Origin of the sequence: Actinomadura sp. J1-007, from assembly GCF_009793335.1 — a bacterium.
GTDB classification, from domain to species: domain Bacteria; phylum Actinomycetota; class Actinomycetes; order Streptosporangiales; family Streptosporangiaceae; genus Spirillospora; species Spirillospora yumaensis.
On the sequence record NZ_WING01000002.1, the window covers coordinates 790,618 to 807,906 of the forward strand.

At 74.2% G+C, this 17,289-nt stretch carries 17 protein-coding genes and 4 pseudogenes; 16 read left to right on the plus strand and 5 right to left on the minus strand.

Annotation, left to right across the window (positions count from 1 at the left end):
• The first annotated feature begins 77 nt into the window (after positions 1-77).
• The 8 genes and pseudogenes from GEV43_RS37590 to GEV43_RS37625 all read left to right on the plus strand — a co-directional run bounded on the left by GEV43_RS37590 (position 78) and on the right by GEV43_RS37625 (position 6,839).
• Entirely contained in the window at positions 78-944 is an 867-nt protein-coding gene (locus GEV43_RS37590) for a metalloregulator ArsR/SmtB family transcription factor (RefSeq protein WP_160825474.1), read from the plus strand.
• Positions 941-2,353, plus strand: a complete 1,413-nt coding sequence (gene sufB, locus GEV43_RS37595) for a Fe-S cluster assembly protein SufB (protein ID WP_160825475.1) — start codon at positions 941-943, stop codon at positions 2,351-2,353. Before GEV43_RS37590 ends, sufB begins: the two co-directional genes overlap by 4 nt.
• On the plus strand, positions 2,353-3,477 hold the full coding sequence (sufD, locus tag GEV43_RS37600; protein WP_160825476.1) for a Fe-S cluster assembly protein SufD: 1,125 nt from the start codon (positions 2,353-2,355) through the stop codon (positions 3,475-3,477). Before sufB ends, sufD begins: the two co-directional genes overlap by 1 nt.
• Positions 3,474-3,791, plus strand: a complete 318-nt coding sequence (locus GEV43_RS37605) for a non-heme iron oxygenase ferredoxin subunit (RefSeq protein WP_160825477.1) — start codon at positions 3,474-3,476, stop codon at positions 3,789-3,791. The genes sufD and GEV43_RS37605 overlap by 4 nt, the downstream gene beginning before the upstream one ends.
• A 16-nt stretch (positions 3,792-3,807) precedes the next feature.
• Positions 3,808-4,575, plus strand: coding sequence for a Fe-S cluster assembly ATPase SufC (gene sufC / locus GEV43_RS37610; RefSeq protein ID WP_160825478.1), 768 nt, complete (start codon positions 3,808-3,810; stop codon positions 4,573-4,575).
• Positions 4,572-5,833, plus strand: a pseudogene (locus GEV43_RS37615) (cysteine desulfurase). Before sufC ends, GEV43_RS37615 begins: the two are co-directional and overlap by 4 nt.
• 122 nt (positions 5,834-5,955) lie before the next feature.
• Positions 5,956-6,414 carry a Fe-S cluster assembly sulfur transfer protein SufU gene (sufU, locus tag GEV43_RS37620; protein WP_160825479.1) on the plus strand — a complete coding sequence of 153 codons (459 nt, stop codon included), beginning with the start codon at positions 5,956-5,958 and terminating at the stop codon, positions 6,412-6,414.
• Positions 6,411-6,839 carry a metal-sulfur cluster assembly factor gene (locus GEV43_RS37625; RefSeq protein ID WP_160825480.1) on the plus strand — a complete coding sequence of 143 codons (429 nt, stop codon included), beginning with the start codon at positions 6,411-6,413 and terminating at the stop codon, positions 6,837-6,839. Before sufU ends, GEV43_RS37625 begins: the two co-directional genes overlap by 4 nt.
• Before the next feature lie 57 nt (positions 6,840-6,896).
• Here GEV43_RS37625 and GEV43_RS37630 read toward each other — a convergent pair whose 3' ends face one another.
• The 3 genes from GEV43_RS37630 to GEV43_RS37640 are packed head-to-tail and all read right to left on the minus strand — an operon-like array spanning position 6,897 to position 8,831.
• Positions 6,897-7,823 (minus strand): HAMP domain-containing sensor histidine kinase, encoded by a 927-nt coding sequence (locus tag GEV43_RS37630; RefSeq protein WP_206681566.1) that lies wholly within the window; start codon positions 7,821-7,823, stop codon positions 6,897-6,899.
• A gap of 34 nt (positions 7,824-7,857) precedes the next feature.
• A complete protein-coding gene (locus GEV43_RS37635) occupies positions 7,858-8,178 on the minus strand; it encodes a hypothetical protein (protein WP_160825481.1) in 321 nt (106 codons plus the stop codon).
• Positions 8,175-8,831 carry a response regulator transcription factor gene (locus GEV43_RS37640; RefSeq protein WP_309240140.1) on the minus strand — a complete coding sequence of 219 codons (657 nt, stop codon included), beginning with the start codon at positions 8,829-8,831 and terminating at the stop codon, positions 8,175-8,177. Before GEV43_RS37640 ends, GEV43_RS37635 begins: the two co-directional genes overlap by 4 nt.
• 159 nt (positions 8,832-8,990) lie before the next feature.
• Here GEV43_RS37640 and GEV43_RS37645 point away from each other — a divergent pair, with 159 nt between their 5' ends.
• The 8 genes and pseudogenes from GEV43_RS37645 to GEV43_RS37675 form a co-directional block, all read left to right on the plus strand.
• Positions 8,991-9,560, plus strand: a complete 570-nt coding sequence (locus tag GEV43_RS37645) for a hypothetical protein (protein ID WP_160825483.1) — start codon at positions 8,991-8,993, stop codon at positions 9,558-9,560.
• Positions 9,557-9,931 carry a hypothetical protein gene (locus GEV43_RS48565; protein ID WP_206681567.1) on the plus strand — a complete coding sequence of 125 codons (375 nt, stop codon included), beginning with the start codon at positions 9,557-9,559 and terminating at the stop codon, positions 9,929-9,931. The genes GEV43_RS37645 and GEV43_RS48565 overlap by 4 nt, the downstream gene beginning before the upstream one ends.
• The gene (locus GEV43_RS48570) at positions 9,928-10,602 is read left to right on the plus strand and encodes a peptidoglycan-binding protein (protein ID WP_206681568.1); all 675 of its coding nucleotides are present in this window, start codon (positions 9,928-9,930) and stop codon (positions 10,600-10,602) included. Before GEV43_RS48565 ends, GEV43_RS48570 begins: the two co-directional genes overlap by 4 nt.
• A 5-nt stretch (positions 10,603-10,607) precedes the next feature.
• Positions 10,608-11,288 carry an ABC transporter ATP-binding protein gene (locus GEV43_RS37655; protein WP_160826066.1) on the plus strand — a complete coding sequence of 227 codons (681 nt, stop codon included), beginning with the start codon at positions 10,608-10,610 and terminating at the stop codon, positions 11,286-11,288.
• Positions 11,289-11,488: 200 nt separating this feature from the next.
• Positions 11,489-12,663, plus strand: a pseudogene (locus GEV43_RS37660) (ABC transporter permease).
• 20 nt (positions 12,664-12,683) lie between these two features.
• Positions 12,684-13,463, plus strand: coding sequence for a class I SAM-dependent methyltransferase (locus GEV43_RS37665; protein ID WP_160826067.1), 780 nt, complete (start codon positions 12,684-12,686; stop codon positions 13,461-13,463).
• Positions 13,464-14,157: 694 nt separating this feature from the next.
• Positions 14,158-14,283 (plus strand): annotated as a pseudogene (locus GEV43_RS52155) (histidine kinase); the annotation flags it as partial.
• 499 nt (positions 14,284-14,782) lie between these two features.
• A pseudogene (locus GEV43_RS37675) lies at positions 14,783-15,421 on the plus strand (response regulator); the annotation flags it as partial.
• Between the two features lie 137 nt (positions 15,422-15,558).
• Here GEV43_RS37675 and GEV43_RS37680 read toward each other — a convergent pair.
• Positions 15,559-16,692: an EAL domain-containing protein gene (locus GEV43_RS37680; RefSeq protein ID WP_309240141.1), complete on the minus strand. Its 1,134-nt coding sequence runs from the start codon at positions 16,690-16,692 to the stop codon at positions 15,559-15,561.
• 134 nt (positions 16,693-16,826) lie between these two features.
• A complete protein-coding gene (locus GEV43_RS37685; RefSeq protein ID WP_160825484.1) occupies positions 16,827-17,222 on the minus strand; it encodes an ABC transporter permease in 396 nt (131 codons plus the stop codon).
• Positions 17,223-17,289: the final 67 nt, after the last annotated feature.

The following is a 17,289-nucleotide window of genomic DNA, read 5'->3' on the forward strand; positions in this document are numbered from 1 at the left end:
TACCTGTGTGAGCGAGGACATCGGACGTTCCGTTGGCCCGGCGGAAGGAATTAGGGCACACTGATGTTGTGAAAAACGTGAGCGAGGATCCGACGAGCGCCGAGGCCGCCACCGCGCGGCCCGTCGGCGCGCCGCCGGAGAGTGCGCACGTTGGCGGGAGCGGAGCCCGCTCCGGGAGCGGCAACAGCGAGCGCGACACGCGCGCGCGGGTGGCCCGGCTCATCCTGGAGCACGGCCCGATCACCGCTTCGGCGCTGGGGGAGCGGGTCGGCCTGACGCCGGCCGCGATCCGGCGCCACCTGGACGCCCTGCTCGCCGACGACATGATCGAGGTGCGCCGGGCCCGCCCGCAGACGCGGCGCGGGCGCGGCCGCCCGGCCAAGTGGTTCGCCATCACCGACGCCGGGCGCAGCGCGTTCGTGCACGCCTACGACGACCTGGCGACCAGCGCGCTCCGGTTCCTCGCCGAGACGGCGGGGGAGCGGGCGGTCGCCGAGTTCGCCCGGCGGCAGATCGCCGACCTCGAACGCCGCTACCACCCGGTCGTCCAGGCGGCCCCGCCCCACCAGCGGGTCCGCGAGCTGGCCGAGGCGCTGTCCGGCGACGGCTACGCGGCCGCCGCCGCCAAGGCGCCCCAGCCGGGCGGCGGGGAGCAGCTCTGCCAGCACCACTGCCCGGTCGCGCACGTCGCCGCGGAGTTCCCGCAGCTGTGCGAGGCCGAGACCGAGGCGTTCAGCAGGCTGCTGGGCACCCCGGTGCAGCGGCTGGCGACCATCGCCCACGGCGACGGGATCTGCACCACCCACGTCAGCCCCCGCTCCCTCTGCGGAGGGGACGGGGCGGGCGGCGGGCACGAACCGGCGGAGCCGCCGGCGGGCGCGGGGGGTCCTCCCCCCGCGCCGACACTTGCACATGACGAGGAGTCCGGGAGGACCTCCCTATGACTACTGCAGCCCACCCAGAGCTGGAAGGGCTCGACAGGTACAAGTTCGGCTGGGCCGACTCCGACGCCGCCGGCGCCTCGGCCCGGCGCGGCTTGAACGAGGACGTCGTCCGCGACATCTCGGGCAAGAAGAGCGAGCCCGACTGGATGCTCGACCTGCGGCTCAAGGGGCTGCGGTTGTTCGCCAAGAAGCCGATGCCGACCTGGGGCTCGGACCTGTCCGACATCGACTTCGAGAACATCAAGTACTTCGTCCGCTCGACCGAGCAGCAGGCGACGTCCTGGGAGGAGCTTCCCGAGGACATCAAGAACACCTACGACAAGCTCGGCATCCCCGAGGCGGAGAAGCAGCGCCTCATCGCCGGCGTCGCCGCCCAGTACGAGTCCGAGGTCGTCTACCACAAGATCCGCGAGGACCTTGAGGAGAAGGGCGTCATCTTCCTGGACACCGACACGGGGCTCAGGGAGCACCCGGAGATCTTCCAGGAGTACTTCGGCTCGGTGATCCCGGTCGGCGACAACAAGTTCGCCGCGCTCAACACCGCGGTGTGGTCGGGCGGCTCGTTCATCTACGTCCCGCCGGGCGTGCACGTGGAGATCCCGCTCCAGGCCTACTTCCGGATCAACACCGAGAACATGGGCCAGTTCGAGCGGACGCTGATCATCGCCGACGAGGGCTCGTACGTGCACTACGTCGAGGGCTGCACCGCCCCGATCTACAAGTCGGACTCGCTGCACTCGGCCGTGGTGGAGATCGTGGTGAAGAAGGACGCCCGCGTCCGCTACACCACCATCCAGAACTGGTCCAACAACGTCTACAACCTCGTGACCAAGCGCGCCGTCGCCTACGAGGGCGCCACCATGGAGTGGATCGACGGCAACATCGGCTCCAAGGTCACGATGAAGTACCCGGCGGTCTACCTGCTCGGCGAGCACGCCAAGGGCGAGACCCTGTCGATCGCGTTCGCGGGCGAGGACCAGCACCAGGACGCCGGCGCCAAGATGGTGCACGCCGCGCCCAACACCTCGTCCACCATCGTGTCGAAGTCGGTGGCGCGCGGCGGCGGCCGGACGTCCTACCGGGGCCTGATCCAGATCCAGGAGGGCGCCGAGCACAGCCGGTCCACGGTCAAGTGCGACGCGCTGCTCGTCGACCAGATCAGCCGCTCCGACACCTACCCCTACGTGGACGTCCGCGAGGACGACGTGGAGATGGGCCACGAGGCCACCGTCTCCAAGGTGTCGGAGGACCAGCTGTTCTACCTGATGAGCCGCGGCGCCACCGAGGACGAGGCGATGGCGATGATCGTGCGCGGGTTCGTCGAGCCCATCGCGCGCGAGCTGCCGATGGAGTACGCGCTTGAGCTCAACCGGCTCATCGAACTGCAGATGGAAGGAGCCGTCGGCTGATGGGCCTGGACTCACGGCCTCTCTCGACGTTGCACGAGAAGGCCTCCTACGAGGTCGCCGACTTCGAGGTCCCGACGGGCCGCGAGGAGGAGTGGCGGTTCACGCCGCTGCGCCGCCTGCGCGGCCTGCACAACGGGACGGCCGAGGCCGACGGCAAGGTCATCGTCGAGGTCGAGGCCGCGCCCGAGGCCGCCGTGGAGACGGTCGGCCGCGACGACGCGCGCCTCGGCCGGGCCTACGAGCCCGCCGACCGCGTCAGCGCCCAGGCGTGGGCGTCGTTCTCCCAGGCCACGGTCGTGACCGTGCCGAAGGAGGCGGTCGCCTCCGCGCCGACCGTCCTGCGGCTGCGCGGCGAGGACGCCTCCGCCGCCGCGTACGGGCACACCACGGTCATCCTGGAGCCGTTCGCCCAGGCCACCGTGGTGCTCGTGCACCGCGGCTCGGCGACGTACGCCGACAACGTCGAGTTCGTCGTCGGCGACGGCGCGGCGCTGTCGGTGATCAGCCTCCAGGACTGGGCCGACGACGCCGTGCACGTCTCGCACCAGCACGCCAGGCTCGGCCGCGACGCCCGGTTCACCTCGCACAACGTCACGCTCGGCGGCGACCTCGTGCGGGTGTCCCCGACGGTCTCCTACGGCGCGCCCGGCGGCGACGCCACGCTCTACGGCGTGTACTTCGCCGACGGCGGCCAGCACCTGGAGCACCGCCTGCTGGTCGACCACACCGTGCCGAACTGCCGCAGCCGCGTCGACTACCGCGGAGCGCTCCAGGACGAGGGCGCGCACGCCGTCTGGATCGGCGACGTGATCATCCGCGCGGAGGCCGAGGGCACCGACACCTACGAGCTCAACCGCAACCTCGTCCTCACCGACGGGACGCGCGTCGACTCGGTGCCGAACCTGGAGATCCTCACCGGCGAGGTCGTCGGCGCCGGGCACGCCTCGGCGTCCGGCCGGCTCGACGACGAGCACCTGTTCTACCTCCAGGCGCGCGGCATCCCGTTCGACCAGGCCCGGCGCATGGTGGTGCGGGGCTTCCTCGGCCAGCTCATCGAGCGGATCGAGGTCGACGAGGTCCGCGAGAAGGTCCGGGAGGCGATCGAGGCGGAGCTCGACCGATGACGTACACCAGGGTGTGCCCGCTGGCCGAGATCCCGCAGGACGGCGCGCTCGCCGTCGAGATCGACGACACGCCCGTCGCGCTCGTCCGCAGCGGCGAGGGCGTCTTCGCGCTGAGCGACATCTGCTCGCACGCGGAGGTGTCCCTCTCCGAGGGCGAGGTGTACGACGGCACCATCGAATGCTGGCTGCACGGGTCGTGCTTCGACCTGGCCAGCGGCAAGCCCACCAACCCGCCGGCCACGCAGCCGGTCGCCACGTACAAGGTGAAGGTCGAGGACGGCGACGTCTACGTCTCCCTCGGCTCTGACGAATAGAAGGTCCCGAACAGTTATGGCCACGCTAGAGATCCGCGACCTCCACGTCTCCGTCGCCGACGGCGCCGAAGGGACCAAGGAGATCCTGCGCGGGGTCGACCTGACCGTCAAGGCCGGCGAGACCCACGCGATCATGGGGCCGAACGGCTCCGGCAAGTCCACCCTCGCCTACGCCGTCGCCGGGCATCCGAAGTACGAGGTGACCTCGGGCGCGGTGACGCTGGACGGCGAGGACGTCCTCGCGATGAGCGTCGACGAGCGCGCCCGCGCCGGGCTCTTCCTCGCGATGCAGTACCCGGTCGAGGTGCCGGGCGTCTCGGTGTCCAACTTCCTGCGCTCGGCGATGACCGCCGTGCGCGGTGAGGCGCCGAAGCTGCGCGAGTTCTCCAAGGAGCTGAAGACGGCGATGGAGAACCTGGCCATCGACCCGGCGTTCGCGCAGCGCAGCCTGAACGAGGGCTTCTCCGGCGGCGAGAAGAAGCGCCACGAGATCCTCCAGCTCGAACTGCTGAAGCCGAAGGTCGCCGTCCTGGACGAGACCGACTCCGGCCTCGACGTGGACGCGCTGAAGGTCGTCTCCGAGGGCGTCAACCGGTTCGGCGCGAGCGGCGAGACCGGCGTGCTGCTGATCACGCACTACACGCGCATCCTGCGGTACGTGAAGCCCGACTTCGTGCACGTGTTCGCGGGCGGCCGCGTCGTCGCCGACGGCGGCCCGGAGCTGGCCGACGAGCTGGAGAACGAGGGCTACGAGAAGTACGCGAAGGCGGGCGCGGCGCTATGACGTTGCTGCCCGAGGAGCTCAAGAAGGACTTCCCGCTGCTCCAGCGGACCGTCCGAGGCGGGCGCGACCTGGTCTACCTCGACTCGGGCGCCACGTCGCAGAAGCCCGTGCGGGTGCTGGACGCCGAGCGGGAGTTCTACGAGCGGCACAACGCCGCCCGCACCGCGGCGCGCACCTGCTCTCCGAGGAGGCGACCGAGGCGTACGAGAACGCGCGCGCGTCGATCGCCTCGTTCATCGGCGCGGTGCCGGGCGAGATCGTGCTGACCAAGAACGCCACCGAGGGCATCAACCTCGTCGCGTACGCGATGAGCAACGCGGCGACGGCCGGTCCCGAGGCCGAGCGGTTCCGGGTCGGGCCCGGCGACGAGGTCGTGGTGACCGAGATGGAGCACCACGCCAACCTCGTCCCCTGGCAGCAGCTCTGCCAGCGGACGGGCGCGACGCTGCGCTGGTTCGGCCTGACCGACGACGGGCGGCTCGACCTCGCGGAGCTCGACACGCTGGTGAACGAGCGCACCAAGGTCGTCGCGGTCACCCACCAGTCCAACGTGCTCGGGACCGTTCCGCCGGTCGCGCTGATCGCCGAGCGCGCGCACCGGGTCGGCGCGGTCGTCGTGGTGGACGGCGCGCAGTCGGTGCCGCACCAGCCGGTGGACGTCGCGACGCTCGGCGCCGACTTCCTGGCGTTCTCCGGGCACAAGATGCTCGGCCCGACCGGGATCGGCGTGCTGTGGGGGCGGCACGAGCTGCTGGAGGCGATGCCGCCGTTCATCACCGGCGGGTCGATGATCGAGGTGGTGCGGATGGAGGGCTCGACCTTCCTGCCGCCGCCGCAGCGGTTCGAGGCGGGCGTCCCGATGACCGCGCAGGCGGTCGGGCTCGGCGCCGCGTGCGACTACCTGTCCGAGATCGGCATGGACCGGGTGCGCGAGCATGAGGAGACCCTCGTCGGGTACGCCCTCGAACGGCTCACCGAGATCCCCGGCGTCAACCTCGTGGGGCCGGGCACGACCGAGGCGCGCGGCGGCGCGGTGTCGTTCACCGTGGACGGCATCCACCCGCACGACGTCGGGCAGGTGCTCGACGAGCTGGGCGTCGAGGTCAGGGTCGGGCACCACTGCGCGTGGCCGATCTGCCGCCGCTACGGGATCCCGGCGACGACCCGCGCCACGTTCTACCTCTACAACACCCTGGCCGACCTGGACGCCCTCGCCGACGGCGTCCGCCAGGCCCAAAAGTTCTTCGGCACCGCCTGAGGAACGGCGGGCCGGGAACGGCACCGCCTGAGGAACGGCGGGGCGGGGATGGCACCGCCTGAGGAACAGGTGGGGGCGCGCGCCTGTTTGAACGAACGAAGGAAGGGCCCGGAAAGGAAGCCATGGAGCTTGAGGCGATGTACCAGGAGGTCATCCTGGACCATTACCGCAACCCCCTGCACAAGGGGCTGCGGGAGCCTTTCGAGGGCGAGGCGCACCACGTCAACCCGACCTGCGGCGACGAGGTGACCCTGCGCGTGCACCTGGAGGGCGAGGGCCAGGACGCCCGGATCGCCGACGTCTCCTACGACGCGATGGGCTGCTCGATCAGCCAGGCGAGCGCGTCGGTGATGTCGGACCTGGTCATCGGCAGGTCGGTGAAGGAGGCGATGGCGGTCGGCGACGAGTTCCTCGCGCTGATGCAGTCGCGCGGCCGGGACGCCGAGCCCGACGAGGACGTCCTGGAGGACGCGATCGCCTTCGCCGGGGTGTCCAAGTACCCCGCCCGGATCAAGTGCGCCCTGCTCGCCTGGATGGCGTGGAAGGACGCGACCGCCCGAGCACTCGGAGAGGCAACATGAGCGACACCCCCGCGACCGACGCCGCGGAGACCACCGACGCCGCCCGGACCACCGACGCCGCGCAGGCCCCGGAGGCCGCGCAGGCCCCGGACACCGCCGCCGCGGAGGGCCCGGCCGGGACCGCCGCGGAGGAGGAGATCCTGGAGGCGCTGAAGGACGTCGTCGACCCGGAGCTCGGCATCAACGTGGTCGACCTCGGCCTGATCTACGGGATCGACCTGTCCGACGAGGTCGCGACCCTGGACATGACGCTGACCAGCGCCGCCTGCCCGCTCACCGACGTGATCGAGGACCAGGCGCACAGCGCGCTGGAGGGCCTGGTCAAGGACGTCAAGATCAACTGGGTCTGGCTGCCGCCGTGGGGCCCGGACAAGATCACCGACGACGGCCGCGACCAGCTCCGCGCCCTCGGCTTCAACGTCTGACAGTCGTTTCCGGCGTCCTGGCCGCCCCCGGCGCCCCCGGCGCCGCGAGGCCCGGCGTCATCCGGAGGCCGCGCCCCGGCGGGGCGCGGCCTCCGCGCCGTTCCCCGGCACGAACCACCGGGCCGGCAGGTGGACGGTGACGGTCAGCCCGCCGGACGGGCGGGGCGACGCCGTCACCGTGCCGCCGTGCGCCTGCGCGGTGGCGCGGACGATCGACAGCCCGAGGCCCGACCCGCGGTCGGAGCGGACCCGGTCGGTGCCGAGCCGCCGGAACGGCTCGAAGATCGTCTCGATCTCGTACGGCGGGACGACGGGCCCGGTGTTGGCGACCGCCACCTCCGCCCACCCGTTCCGCACGCCGGTCGCGACCGTGAGGTCGCCGCCGTCGCGGTTGTGCCGGACGGCGTTCTCCACGAGGTTCTGGACGAGCCGTTCGAGGAGGACGGGATCGCCCGCGACCGGCGCGGGCGACAGCTCCCGCGCCGTCCCGATCCCGCGCGCCGCGGCCTCCGCGCCGGCCTGGTCGAGCACGTGCCCGGCCACGTCGGCGAGGTCCAGCGCGGACGCGTCGGTGACGGTGTTCTCGCTGCCGGCGAGGGTGAGCAGCCCGTCGATGAGCCGCTCGTGGCGGCCGTTGACGACCAGCAGCGACTCGCCGAGCCGTTTGACGTCCTCGGTCGCGTCCGGGCGGCGCACCGCCACGTCCACGAGCGTCCGGTTGATGGCGAGGGGCGTGCGCAGCTCGTGCGAGGCGTTCGCGACGAAGTGCCGCTGCCCGTCGAACGCCCGCGCCAGCCGCCCGAGCATCGTGTCGAACGTGTCGGCCAGCTCCTTGACGTCGTCGCGCGGGCCGGCGTAGGCGATCCGCTCGGTGAGGTCGTGGCTGCGCGCCACCCGCCGCGCCGTCTCGGTGATCCGCTGCACCGGCCGCAGCGCCCGGTCGGCGATCAGCCAGCCGAACGCGAGCGCCGCCGCGCCGACCACCCGAGCGCGATCCCGCCCTGGGTCAGCAGCGACCTCAGCGTCTCGCGCTGGAGGTTCTCGGCCTGCCCGATGACCTGCCGGCTCTGCTTGGGCGACAGCACGGTGCCCGTCCCGGGCTCGGGGCGGTGCCGCTGAACGAGGTCTCCGGCGGCCCCTGCTCGACGGTCCGCTCGGTGACGCCGCTCTTGCCGAACAGCTTGTCGCCGGGCGGCTGGAGGCTGCCCTTCACCAGCAGGTACGTCAGCGCGAGCAGCACGATGCCGCCCGCGAGGAACAGCCCGCCGTACAGCAGCGTGAGCCGTACCCGGATCGTCGGCCGCAGCCGCTGCGTGATCGTGTGGTCGAGCGCGCTCATGGCAGGCGGTACCCCACTCCCGGGACGGTCTCGATGACGGGCGGGTCGCCGAGCTTGCGGCGCAGCTTCATCAGCGTCACCCGCACGGTGTTGGTGAACGGGTCGGTGTGCTCGTCCCACACCTTCTCCAGGAGCCGCTCGGTGGTGACGACGGCCCCGCCCGCGCGCAGCAGCTCGGCGAGCAGGCCGAACTCCTTGCGGGCCAGGTGCACGAACCGGCCGTCGCGGTAGACCTCGCGGCGGGCCGGGTCCAGGCGGATCCCGGCGCGTTCCAGCATCGGCGGCTCGGCGGGGCGCGCGCGGCGCGACAGGGCGTGCACGCGCGCGACGAGCTCCTCGAACGCGAACGGCTTGGTCAGGTAGTCGTCGGCGCCGATCCGCAGGCCCGCGACGCGGGCGGGGACGGCGACGGCGGCGGTCAGCATCAGGACGCGGACGTGCGCGCCGGACTCCACGACGGCGCGGCACACGTCGTCGCCGTGCACGACGGGCAGGTCGCGGTCCAGGACGAGCACGTCGTAGTCGTTCACGCCGAGGCGCTCCAGCGCGGCGTCCCCGTCGTAGACGACGTCCACGGCGAGGGACTCGGCCCGCAGGCCCTCGGCGATGGAGTCGGCGAGCATCCGCTCGTCCTCGGCGATCAGTACGCGCACGGGTCCCGTCCCTCGTTCCGCTGGGGTCTGCGCCAGATCCTGGGGCACCGGGCGTAACGCGGGCATAACGAGAAACGGTTACGCCGGGGTTATCCGCCCGCCGGTGGACTCCTCCCCGACCGCCGGGACGCGCCCGGCGGCGGCGACGAGGAGACGACGATGCGACGACGAGTGGTCGCGGCCCTGTTCCTGGCGGCCGCGCTCGCCCTGTCCGGCTGCGGGGGCTCGGGCGGGAACGAGGCGAAGGGCGCCGGCGGCGGCGACCGCAAGAGCCCGTCGGCCGGGGACATGGACAAGCTGCGGCGGTTCGCCCGGTGCATGCGCGAGAACGGCGTGGACATGGACGACCCGGTGGACGGCCGGATCGAGATCCGCAACTCCGCCAAACCGCAGGGGACCGCCGGCGGCCCGGCCAAGAACTTCGGCGGCCCGGACGACAAGACGAAGGCCGCGCAGGAGAAGTGCCGGCACTTCATGCCGGACGGCGGGAAGCCGCGCAAGGCGTCCCCGGAGGAGATCTCCCGGATGCGGGCGTTCGCCAAGTGCATGCGCGAGCACGGCGTCCAGATGCAGGACCCGGACGCGAACGGCGGGATGCGCTTCGACGCGAAGGAGGCGCCGGGCAGCGCGAACAACCCCGACGGCGCCACGTTCAAGGCGGCCGATAAGGCGTGCCGCAAGTACCAGCCGGGCGGCGGCGGGACCCGGGTCGGCCGGAGCGGCGGATGAGGCGCGCGCGGACCGTCGCGCTCGGCATCGGCGGCGTGGTGGTGATCGGCGGGGCCGGGCTCGCGACCGCGGGCCTCGGCGGCGGGGACGACAAGGCCGAGGCGCGCAGCCGGGTCCCGCCCGCGACGGCGGAGGTGGAGCGGACGACGCTGGTGGAGACGCAGAAGGTGGACGGGACGCTCGGCTACGGCGGGGACCGCGTCGCGACGGGCGGGGGCGGTCGCGGCACCCTGACGTGGATCGCCGCGCCCGGGGCGGTGGTGACGCGGGGCCGTTCGGCGTACATGGTCGACAACCGCCCCGTTCCGCTGCTGTACGGGCGGCTCCCGCTGTACCGGACCCTCGCCGAGGGACGGAGGGCACGGACGTGAGGCAGTTCGAGCGGAACCTCGCGGCCCTCGGCTACACCGGCTTCACGGTCGACACGACCTACGGCCCGGCGACCGCCGACGCGGTGCGGCGCTGGCAGGAGGACCTCGGCGTCACCGAGACGGGGAAGGTCGCGCCGGGGTCGGCGCTGGTCGTCCCGGGCGAGATCCGGGTCGCGCAGCGCAAGGCGCAGGCGGGCGACAGGCTCGGCGGGGCCGTGCTCACCTACACCGGGACGACCCGGACGGTGAGCGTGGACCTGGACGTGCAGTACCAGCGGCTCGCGAGGAAGGGCGCCGAGGTGTCGATCGAGCTGCCGGAGGGCGGCGCCACCAAGGGCACGATCACCGGCGTCGGGAAGGTCGCGACCGAGGGGCACGGCGACGACCCGACCACCGTCAAGATCACCATCGCGGTGCGGCGGCAGCGGACGCTCGGCTCGTACGACAAGGCGCCGGTGGACGTGCTGCTGGTCGCGGACCGGCACGCGGACGTGCTGGCGGTGCCGGTCGCGGCGCTGCTCGCGCGGCCCGGCGGCGGCTACGCGGTGCAGGTCGTGGACGGCGGCGCGGTGCGCGACGTCCCGGTGGAGACGGGCGCGTTCGCGGACGGCAAGGTCGAGGTCACCGGGGCCGGGCTGGCGGCCGGGGCGAAGGTCGGAGTGCCCGCGTGAGCCCGGTGGTGGAGCTCCGGGACGTCGGCAAGACGTACCCGGGCGGCGTGGTCGCGCTGGACGCGGTGTCGCTGGCGGTCGGCGCGGGCGAACTGGTCGCGATCGCCGGGCCGTCCGGCTCGGGCAAGTCGACCATGCTGCATCTGATCGGCACGCTGGACCGGCCGAGCGGCGGCACCGTCCTGGTCGAGGGGCGGGACGTGTCGCTGCTGAGCGACCGGCGCCTGTCGGCGCTGCGGGCCCGGCGGATCGGGTTCGTGTTCCAGCAGTTCCACCTGGCCGCCGGGGTCAGCGCGCTCGACAACGTCGCCGACGGGCTGCTGTACGGGGGCGTCCCGCAGGCGCAGCGGCGCCGCCGCGCCCGGCGCGCGCTGGAGCGGGTCGGGCTCGGGCACCGCCTCGGGCACCGCCCGCACCAGCTCTCCGGCGGCGAGAAGCAGCGGGTGGCGATCGCCCGCGCGGTCGTCGGCGAGCCGGCGATGCTGCTCGCGGACGAGCCGACCGGCGCCCTCGACTCGGCGTCCGGCGCGGGCGTGCTGGACCTGCTGCGGGGGCTCGCGGGGTCCGGCACCGCCGTCATCGTGATCACCCACGACCGGGACATCGCCGCGGCCCTGCCCCGGCGGGTGCGGATGCGCGACGGGCGGATCGTCCGGGACGAGACCGGGACGGAGGCGGACCGGTGACCGGCGACGCCGCCACGCGGCCCGACCTCCCGGCGACGCCGCCCGGTGCGCCGCCGCCCGGGCGCGGCGGGGACGAGGGGGAGGCGGCGCCCGCCCGGCTCGGGCCCCGCGACGTCCTGCGCGTCGGCGCGGCCGGGCTCCGCGCCCGCCCGCTGCGGGTGTTCCTGTCGGCGCTCGGCATCGCGATCGGGATCGCCGCGATGATCGGCGTCGTCGGGATCTCCACCTCCAGCCGCGCGCAGCTCCAGGCCACCCTGGACCGGCTCGGCACGAACCTGCTGACCGTCGCGCCCGGCCGCGACTTCTTCGGCGACGACGCGAAGCTGCCCGTGGACACGGTGCCGATGATCAGCCGGATCGAGCACGTCCGGTCGGTGTCGGGGACCGGCAAGCTGGACGTGAAGGTGTACCGCAACGACCGCATCCCCGAGGGGGAGAGCGGCGGGATCAGCGTCCTCGCGGCCCGCCTCGACCTGCCCCGCACGGTCGGCCTCGGCACCGTCGCGGGCCGCTGGCTGAACGCGGGCACCGGCCGCTACCCGGCCGTCGTGCTCGGCTCGGCGTCGGCCGACCGGCTCGGCGTCGCCGCGCCGGGCGCGCAGGTCTGGCTCGGGTCGCAGTGGTTCACCGTCGTCGGGATCCTCGCGCCGAACGACCTGGCGCCCGAGTTCGACTCGGCGGCCCTCGTCGGCTGGGACGTCGCGGCGGCGCGGCTCGGGTTCGACGGCCACCCGACGACCGTCTACACCCGCGCCGAGAAGGACGCGGTGGAGGACGTACGGGAACTGCTCGCCGCGACGGCCAACCCGCGGTCGCCGAACGAGATCGAGGTGAGCCGCCCGTCCGACGCGCTCGCCGCCGAGAACGCCACCGACGAGGCGTTCACCGGGCTGCTGCTCGGGCTCGGCGGGGTCGCGCTGCTGGTCGGCGGGGTCGGCGTCGCCAACACGATGGTGATCTCGGTGCTGGAGCGGCGCGCGGAGATCGGGCTGCGCCGCTCGCTCGGCGCAACGCGGGGCAGATCAGGCTCCAGTTCCTCACCGAGTCGCAGCTGCTCGCCGCGCTCGGCGGGGTCGGCGGCGTCGCGCTCGGCATCGCGGTCACCGCCGTCTTCGCGGTGACGCAGGGCTGGCCGACGGTGGTGCCGCCGTGGGCGATGGCGGGCGGCGTCGGCGCGACGCTGGTCATCGGGGGCGTCGCCGGGCTGTACCCGGCGATCCGCGCCGCGCGCCTCGCCCGACCGAGGCCCTCAGCGGCCCCTGACCGCGGCCCGGCCCCCGCCCGCCCGCGCGGGGGCCGGGCCACGCGCTCGACCCGGCCGGCCCCGCCACGCCGCCCCGGCCGGTCCCGGGCGGGATCGCGGGCGGGCCGCTGAACCTTTACCGTGGCCACGTGATGTACCAGGTTCCCGACAGCGATCCCGATCTCGCCGCACGCCGCGCCTCCTCGTTCGGAGCCAGCGCCGCCGCGTACGCCGACGAGCGCCCCGACTACCCCGCCGCGGCCGTCCGCTGGGCCCTGGAGCCCGTCGCCGGCCGCGCGCCGCTCCGCGTGCTCGACCTCGCCGCCGGGACGGGCAAGCTGACCGAGGTCCTGCTGAACGACGGCGTCCCCGCCGGACGGATCACCGCCGTCGAGCCCGACCCGGGCATGCGGGAGGAGTTCGGACGCCGCGTGCCGGGCGTGCGGATGCTCGCGGGCGGCGCCGAGGACATCCCGCTGCCGGACGCCGCCGTGGACGCCGTGCTGGTCGGGCAGGCCATGCACTGGTTCGACCACGACCGGGCGCTCCCCGAGATCCACCGCGTCCTCGCGCCCGGCGGCGTCCTGGCGGCCCTGTGGAACACCGACGTCGACACCGTCCCGTGGGTCGCCGGGCTGAAGGCCGCCTCGCGCAGCAGCGTGTCGTTCCAGCGCAAGGAGTCGGAGACGCTGCCCGCCACCAAGGAGTTCCCGGCGTTCGAGCGCGGGGAGTTCCCGCACGCGCACCGCCGCACGGCCGAGTCGATGGCCGCGACGATCGGCACCCACTCCCACATGCTGGTGCTGGAGCCGGACGAGCGGGACGCCGTGCTCGCCGCGATCGTCGGCTACCTGCGGTCGGTGCCCGAGACCGCCGACGGCGAGTTCGACTACCCGCTCCTCACCCTCGCGCTGCGGGCGACCCGGAGCTGATCCCGGGAGCCGGGGCGGCCCGGCGGCCCGGCGTCCTCCGAACGATGTACGCGGTCCGGCCGCAGGTCGGAGCCGGGCACCGTCGCGGGGATGCTGAGATGGAGGGGTGCCATTCGCCCGCGCGGCCCTCCGCCGCGTCCCCACCACGCGCCAGGACGTCCTGATCGCCCTCGCGACGCTGGCCGGCGGCGCGCTCGTGCTCCTCGCGCACGGCTACGCGCGCTGGACGCCGTCCGACGCCGTGGGGCTCGGCTGGCGGTTCGTGCCGCTGCTCGGGTTGGCCGCGATGGTGCCGTTCCGCCGCACCGCTCCGCTGCTCGCGCTCGCCGCCGCCACCCCGTTCAACATCGCCGACGTGGTGATCGGGCCGAGCTTCGCGAGCGCGATCATCTACGGCGACGCGCTGTACGCCGCGAGCCTCTACCGCCGCCGGCCCGCCGCGGAGTGGCTGCTCGGCGCGACCGTCGCGGTGACCGCCGCCTGCGCCGTCGCCGCCGGGCTGGCGCTGCACAGCGTCAGCGGCGCCGTGGTCACCGCCGCGATCGCGGGGGTGACGTGGACCGGGCCGGTGCTGACGGCGATGGCCGTCCGCGAGCACCGCGACAAGGCCGAGGCCGAGCGGGTGCGGGCCGAGCAGACGGTGCGGCTCGCCGAGCTCGACCGGCGCGGCGCGGTGAGCGCCGAGCGCGCGCGGATGGCCCGCGAGCTGCACGACGTCATCGCCAACCACCTGAGCGCCGTGGCCCTGCACTCCTCGGCCGTCCTGAAGGTCCGCGACCTGGACCGGGAGGGGCTCGACCGGTCCATGGAGATCATCCGGGAGAACAGTGTGCAGGGCCTCGCCGAGATGCGCCGCATGATCGGCCTGCTCCGCGACGGGAGCGCCGGGGCGCCGAGCGACCCGCCGGCCGCGCCGCGCCTCGCCGAGCTGGACCGGCTCGTCCGGCGCTCCGCCCGCTCCGACCTCACCGCCGGGCTGAAGGTGGCGGGCGAGCCCGCCGAGCTGCCGTCCGCCGTCGAGCTCGCCGCGTACCGGATCGTCCAGGAGTCGCTGACCAACGCGCTCAAGCACGGCGGGCCCGGCCACGCCGAGGTGCTGCTGGAGTACGGCCCGCGCCGCGTGGTGGTCGAGGTGTCCAGCCCGCTGCCGCGCGGGGACGGCGCGCCGCGGCTGCCCGGCGCGGGCGCGGGGCTGATCGGCATGCGCGAGCGCGCCGCGATGCTGGACGGGACGTTCGCCGCGGGCCCGAGGACGGGCGCTGGCGGGTCCGGGCCGAGCTTCCCGTCGAGGTGGACGGGCGCGAGAGGGAGAACACCCGATGATCAAGGTGCTGGTGGCCGACGACCAGGCGGCGGTGCGGGCGGGCCTGGTGCTCATCCTCGGCGCCGCGCCCGGCATCGAGGTGGTGGCCGAGGCCGCCGACGGCGAGGAGGCCGTGGAGCTGGCCCGGCGCCTGCGCCCGGACGTGGTGCTGATGGACGTCCGGATGCCCCGGCTGGACGGCGTCTCCGCCACCCGCGAGATCTCGGGCTTCGCCGACGTGCTGGTGCTCACGACGTTCGACGTGGACGAGTACGTGTTCGGGGCGCTGCGGGCGGGCGCGGCCGGGTTCCTGCTCAAGGACATCGACGCCGACCGCCTCGTCGAGGCCGTCCGGACCGTCGCCGCCGGGGACGGCGTCGTCGCGCCCAAGGTGACCCGGCGGCTGATCGGCGCGTTCGCCGGCGCCCCGAGGCTCGCCCAGGGCGCGGGCCGCCCGCCCGGCCTGGACGAGCTCACGCCGCGCGAGCGGGAGGTCTTCGCCTGCCTCGGCGAGGGCCTGTCCAACGGCGAGATCGCCGCGCGCCTCGACATGGCCGAGACCACCACCAAGACCCACGTCAGCCGCATCCTCGGCAAGCTCGGCCTGCGCAGCCGCGTCCAGGCGGCGATCCTGGCGCAGGAGACGGCCGCGGGCGGCATGACGGACGTATCGCCCCCGAATGATCCCTCAGGCCCGCAAAGGCCGTCTCAGGGCCTTGCGGCAGGTCAACAGCCTGTGAAATCCCAGCGGGAAGGGACTTCCGGCGGAACGAGGGCCCAGGGAAAGGGGCTTCAGGGGGAGAGGCCGCGGATCAGGTCCGACACCCGGACGATCCCGAGGCAGCGGCCGTGCTCGTCCACCACGACCAGGTCGTCGTACACCCGGTCGCCCTCCCGGCCCGCCGCCCGCAGCGCCGCGACCGCCGGGACGGTCCGCGGCACCAGCCGCGGCGGGTCGGCCAGCCGCGCCGCGGGCTTGTGCGCGTGCAGCGCGTGCCCGTACGCCCCCGACAGCCGCAGCAGGAACCGGGTGCGGTCCACGGTCGCGCGGGGCCGCTGCCGCTCGTCCACCAGGACCACGCTGGTCGTGCCCGTCTCGGCGTTCAGCGCGTTCAGCACGGCGTCGGCGGTCGCGGTGTGCGGCATCGTGACCGCCGGGAGCGTGAACTCCGACACCCGCGGCCCGAGGTCGGGCACCGCCCGGTCGGGCCGCCCGGACTCCTCCGCCGCGACCGGGACCGTGATCGGCATCCCCGGCCGCCACTCCGGCGGCGCGAGCGCGGGCCCCTGGACGAGCCGCACGCCGAGCTCGCGGACGTTCAGCACCTGGTCCTCGGTCGCGAGGCCGGGCGCGAGCACGTGCGCGCCGAGCCGGTGCGCGAGGTCGACCAGCGCGGTCACCAGCGCCGACCGCCGCGGGTCCCCGCCGGTGCGCCGGGCCAGCTCAGGATCCAGCTTCGCCAGGTACGGCGCGCCGTCCACCAGCAGGTCCAGCGGCGCGTACGCGGCGCCGACGCCCGCGAGCCCGACCAGGTAGCCGGCCCGGCGCAGCCCGCGCAGCGCGCCGGACACCGCCGGGCGCTGCGAGGGGTGGAAGCCGCCGGTCACGCAGATGATGACCTCCTGGGGACGCCGTCCCGTCTCGCCCAGCCCGTGGTGCAGCTCGGCGAGGAACGCGTCCCCGTGGGTCAGGGAGTCGGCGCGCAGGCCGATCTGGAGGGGGAGGGGGGTGCCGAGGCCGGCCGCGGCCCGCGCGGCCTCGACCGCCCTCCGCAGGTCCTCGGCCGCCGGGTCCACCCGCGTGCCCGCGGGCGGCGCTCCGGACGGCCCCGCGTGCGTCTCCACGGCGACGACGGACCCGGTGTCGAGATCGACCACCGGGTGGAACACCGCCCTCGCCGGAAGCAGGACATCCACGGCTGACACAACCGCATCATGCCGCTTCTCCAAGGACGAAACGGAAGTTGTCAGCAGAAGTTAACGCACAATTCGCGCAGGCGGCGGGCCGTCCGGGCACGGGTCCGGGCGTCCCGGTCCCGGTCCGGGCGCCGTGGAACGCTTCACACGCCCCGGCCGCCCGCGACCGCGGACACCGCGTACGTTCCGCCGGCGAGCGCGGCGAGCCACGCGTACGGCGTGATGTCCGCGCCGCGCAGCGCCTGCACCACGACCGCCGCGACGAGCGCGGCCACCAGCACGTCGCCGGTCATCGCCGCCGCCTTCAGGTGCGCGCGGGCGCGGTGGCCGCTGCCGAACGACTCGCTGATCGCCAGTGCGGGCTCGTTGCGCCGGTAGGCCAGGTGCGCGGCGTACCCGGCGAGGACGGCGAGCGCGACCAGCGCCTTGCCCCCGTGCCCGTCGCTCGCCAGCACGGCGGCGACCACCACCCCCGCGGCGAGGACGGTTCCGGGCACGATCCAGCGGCTGAGGCTGCGGTGTTCGGGGGCGATCCACATGCCGGACATCTTCTCCGATAGCCGGGCGATCAGGCTTCCCAACGCGCCGTTCGCGGCCGGTCCCGGT

Bases quoted from the DNA above. Each gene is read 5' to 3' on its own strand.
- GEV43_RS37685 (WP_160825484.1), bottom strand. From the start codon at position 17,222: ATGTGGATCGCCCCCGAACACCGCAGCCTCAGCCGCTGGATCGTGCCC.
- GEV43_RS37665 (WP_160826067.1), top strand. From the start codon at position 12,684: ATGTACCAGGTTCCCGACAGCGATCCCGATCTCGCCGCACGCCGCGCC.
- GEV43_RS48565 (WP_206681567.1), top strand. From the start codon at position 9,557: ATGAGGCGCGCGCGGACCGTCGCGCTCGGCATCGGCGGCGTGGTGGTG.
- sufD (WP_160825476.1), top strand. From the start codon at position 2,353: ATGGGCCTGGACTCACGGCCTCTCTCGACGTTGCACGAGAAGGCCTCC.
- GEV43_RS37645 (WP_160825483.1), top strand. From the start codon at position 8,991: ATGCGACGACGAGTGGTCGCGGCCCTGTTCCTGGCGGCCGCGCTCGCC.
- sufB (WP_160825475.1), top strand. From the start codon at position 941: ATGACTACTGCAGCCCACCCAGAGCTGGAAGGGCTCGACAGGTACAAG.
- GEV43_RS37635 (WP_160825481.1), bottom strand. From the start codon at position 8,178: ATGAGCGCGCTCGACCACACGATCACGCAGCGGCTGCGGCCGACGATC.
- GEV43_RS37605 (WP_160825477.1), top strand. From the start codon at position 3,474: ATGACGTACACCAGGGTGTGCCCGCTGGCCGAGATCCCGCAGGACGGC.
- sufU (WP_160825479.1), top strand. From the start codon at position 5,956: ATGGAGCTTGAGGCGATGTACCAGGAGGTCATCCTGGACCATTACCGC.
- sufC (WP_160825478.1), top strand. From the start codon at position 3,808: ATGGCCACGCTAGAGATCCGCGACCTCCACGTCTCCGTCGCCGACGGC.
- GEV43_RS37625 (WP_160825480.1), top strand. From the start codon at position 6,411: ATGAGCGACACCCCCGCGACCGACGCCGCGGAGACCACCGACGCCGCC.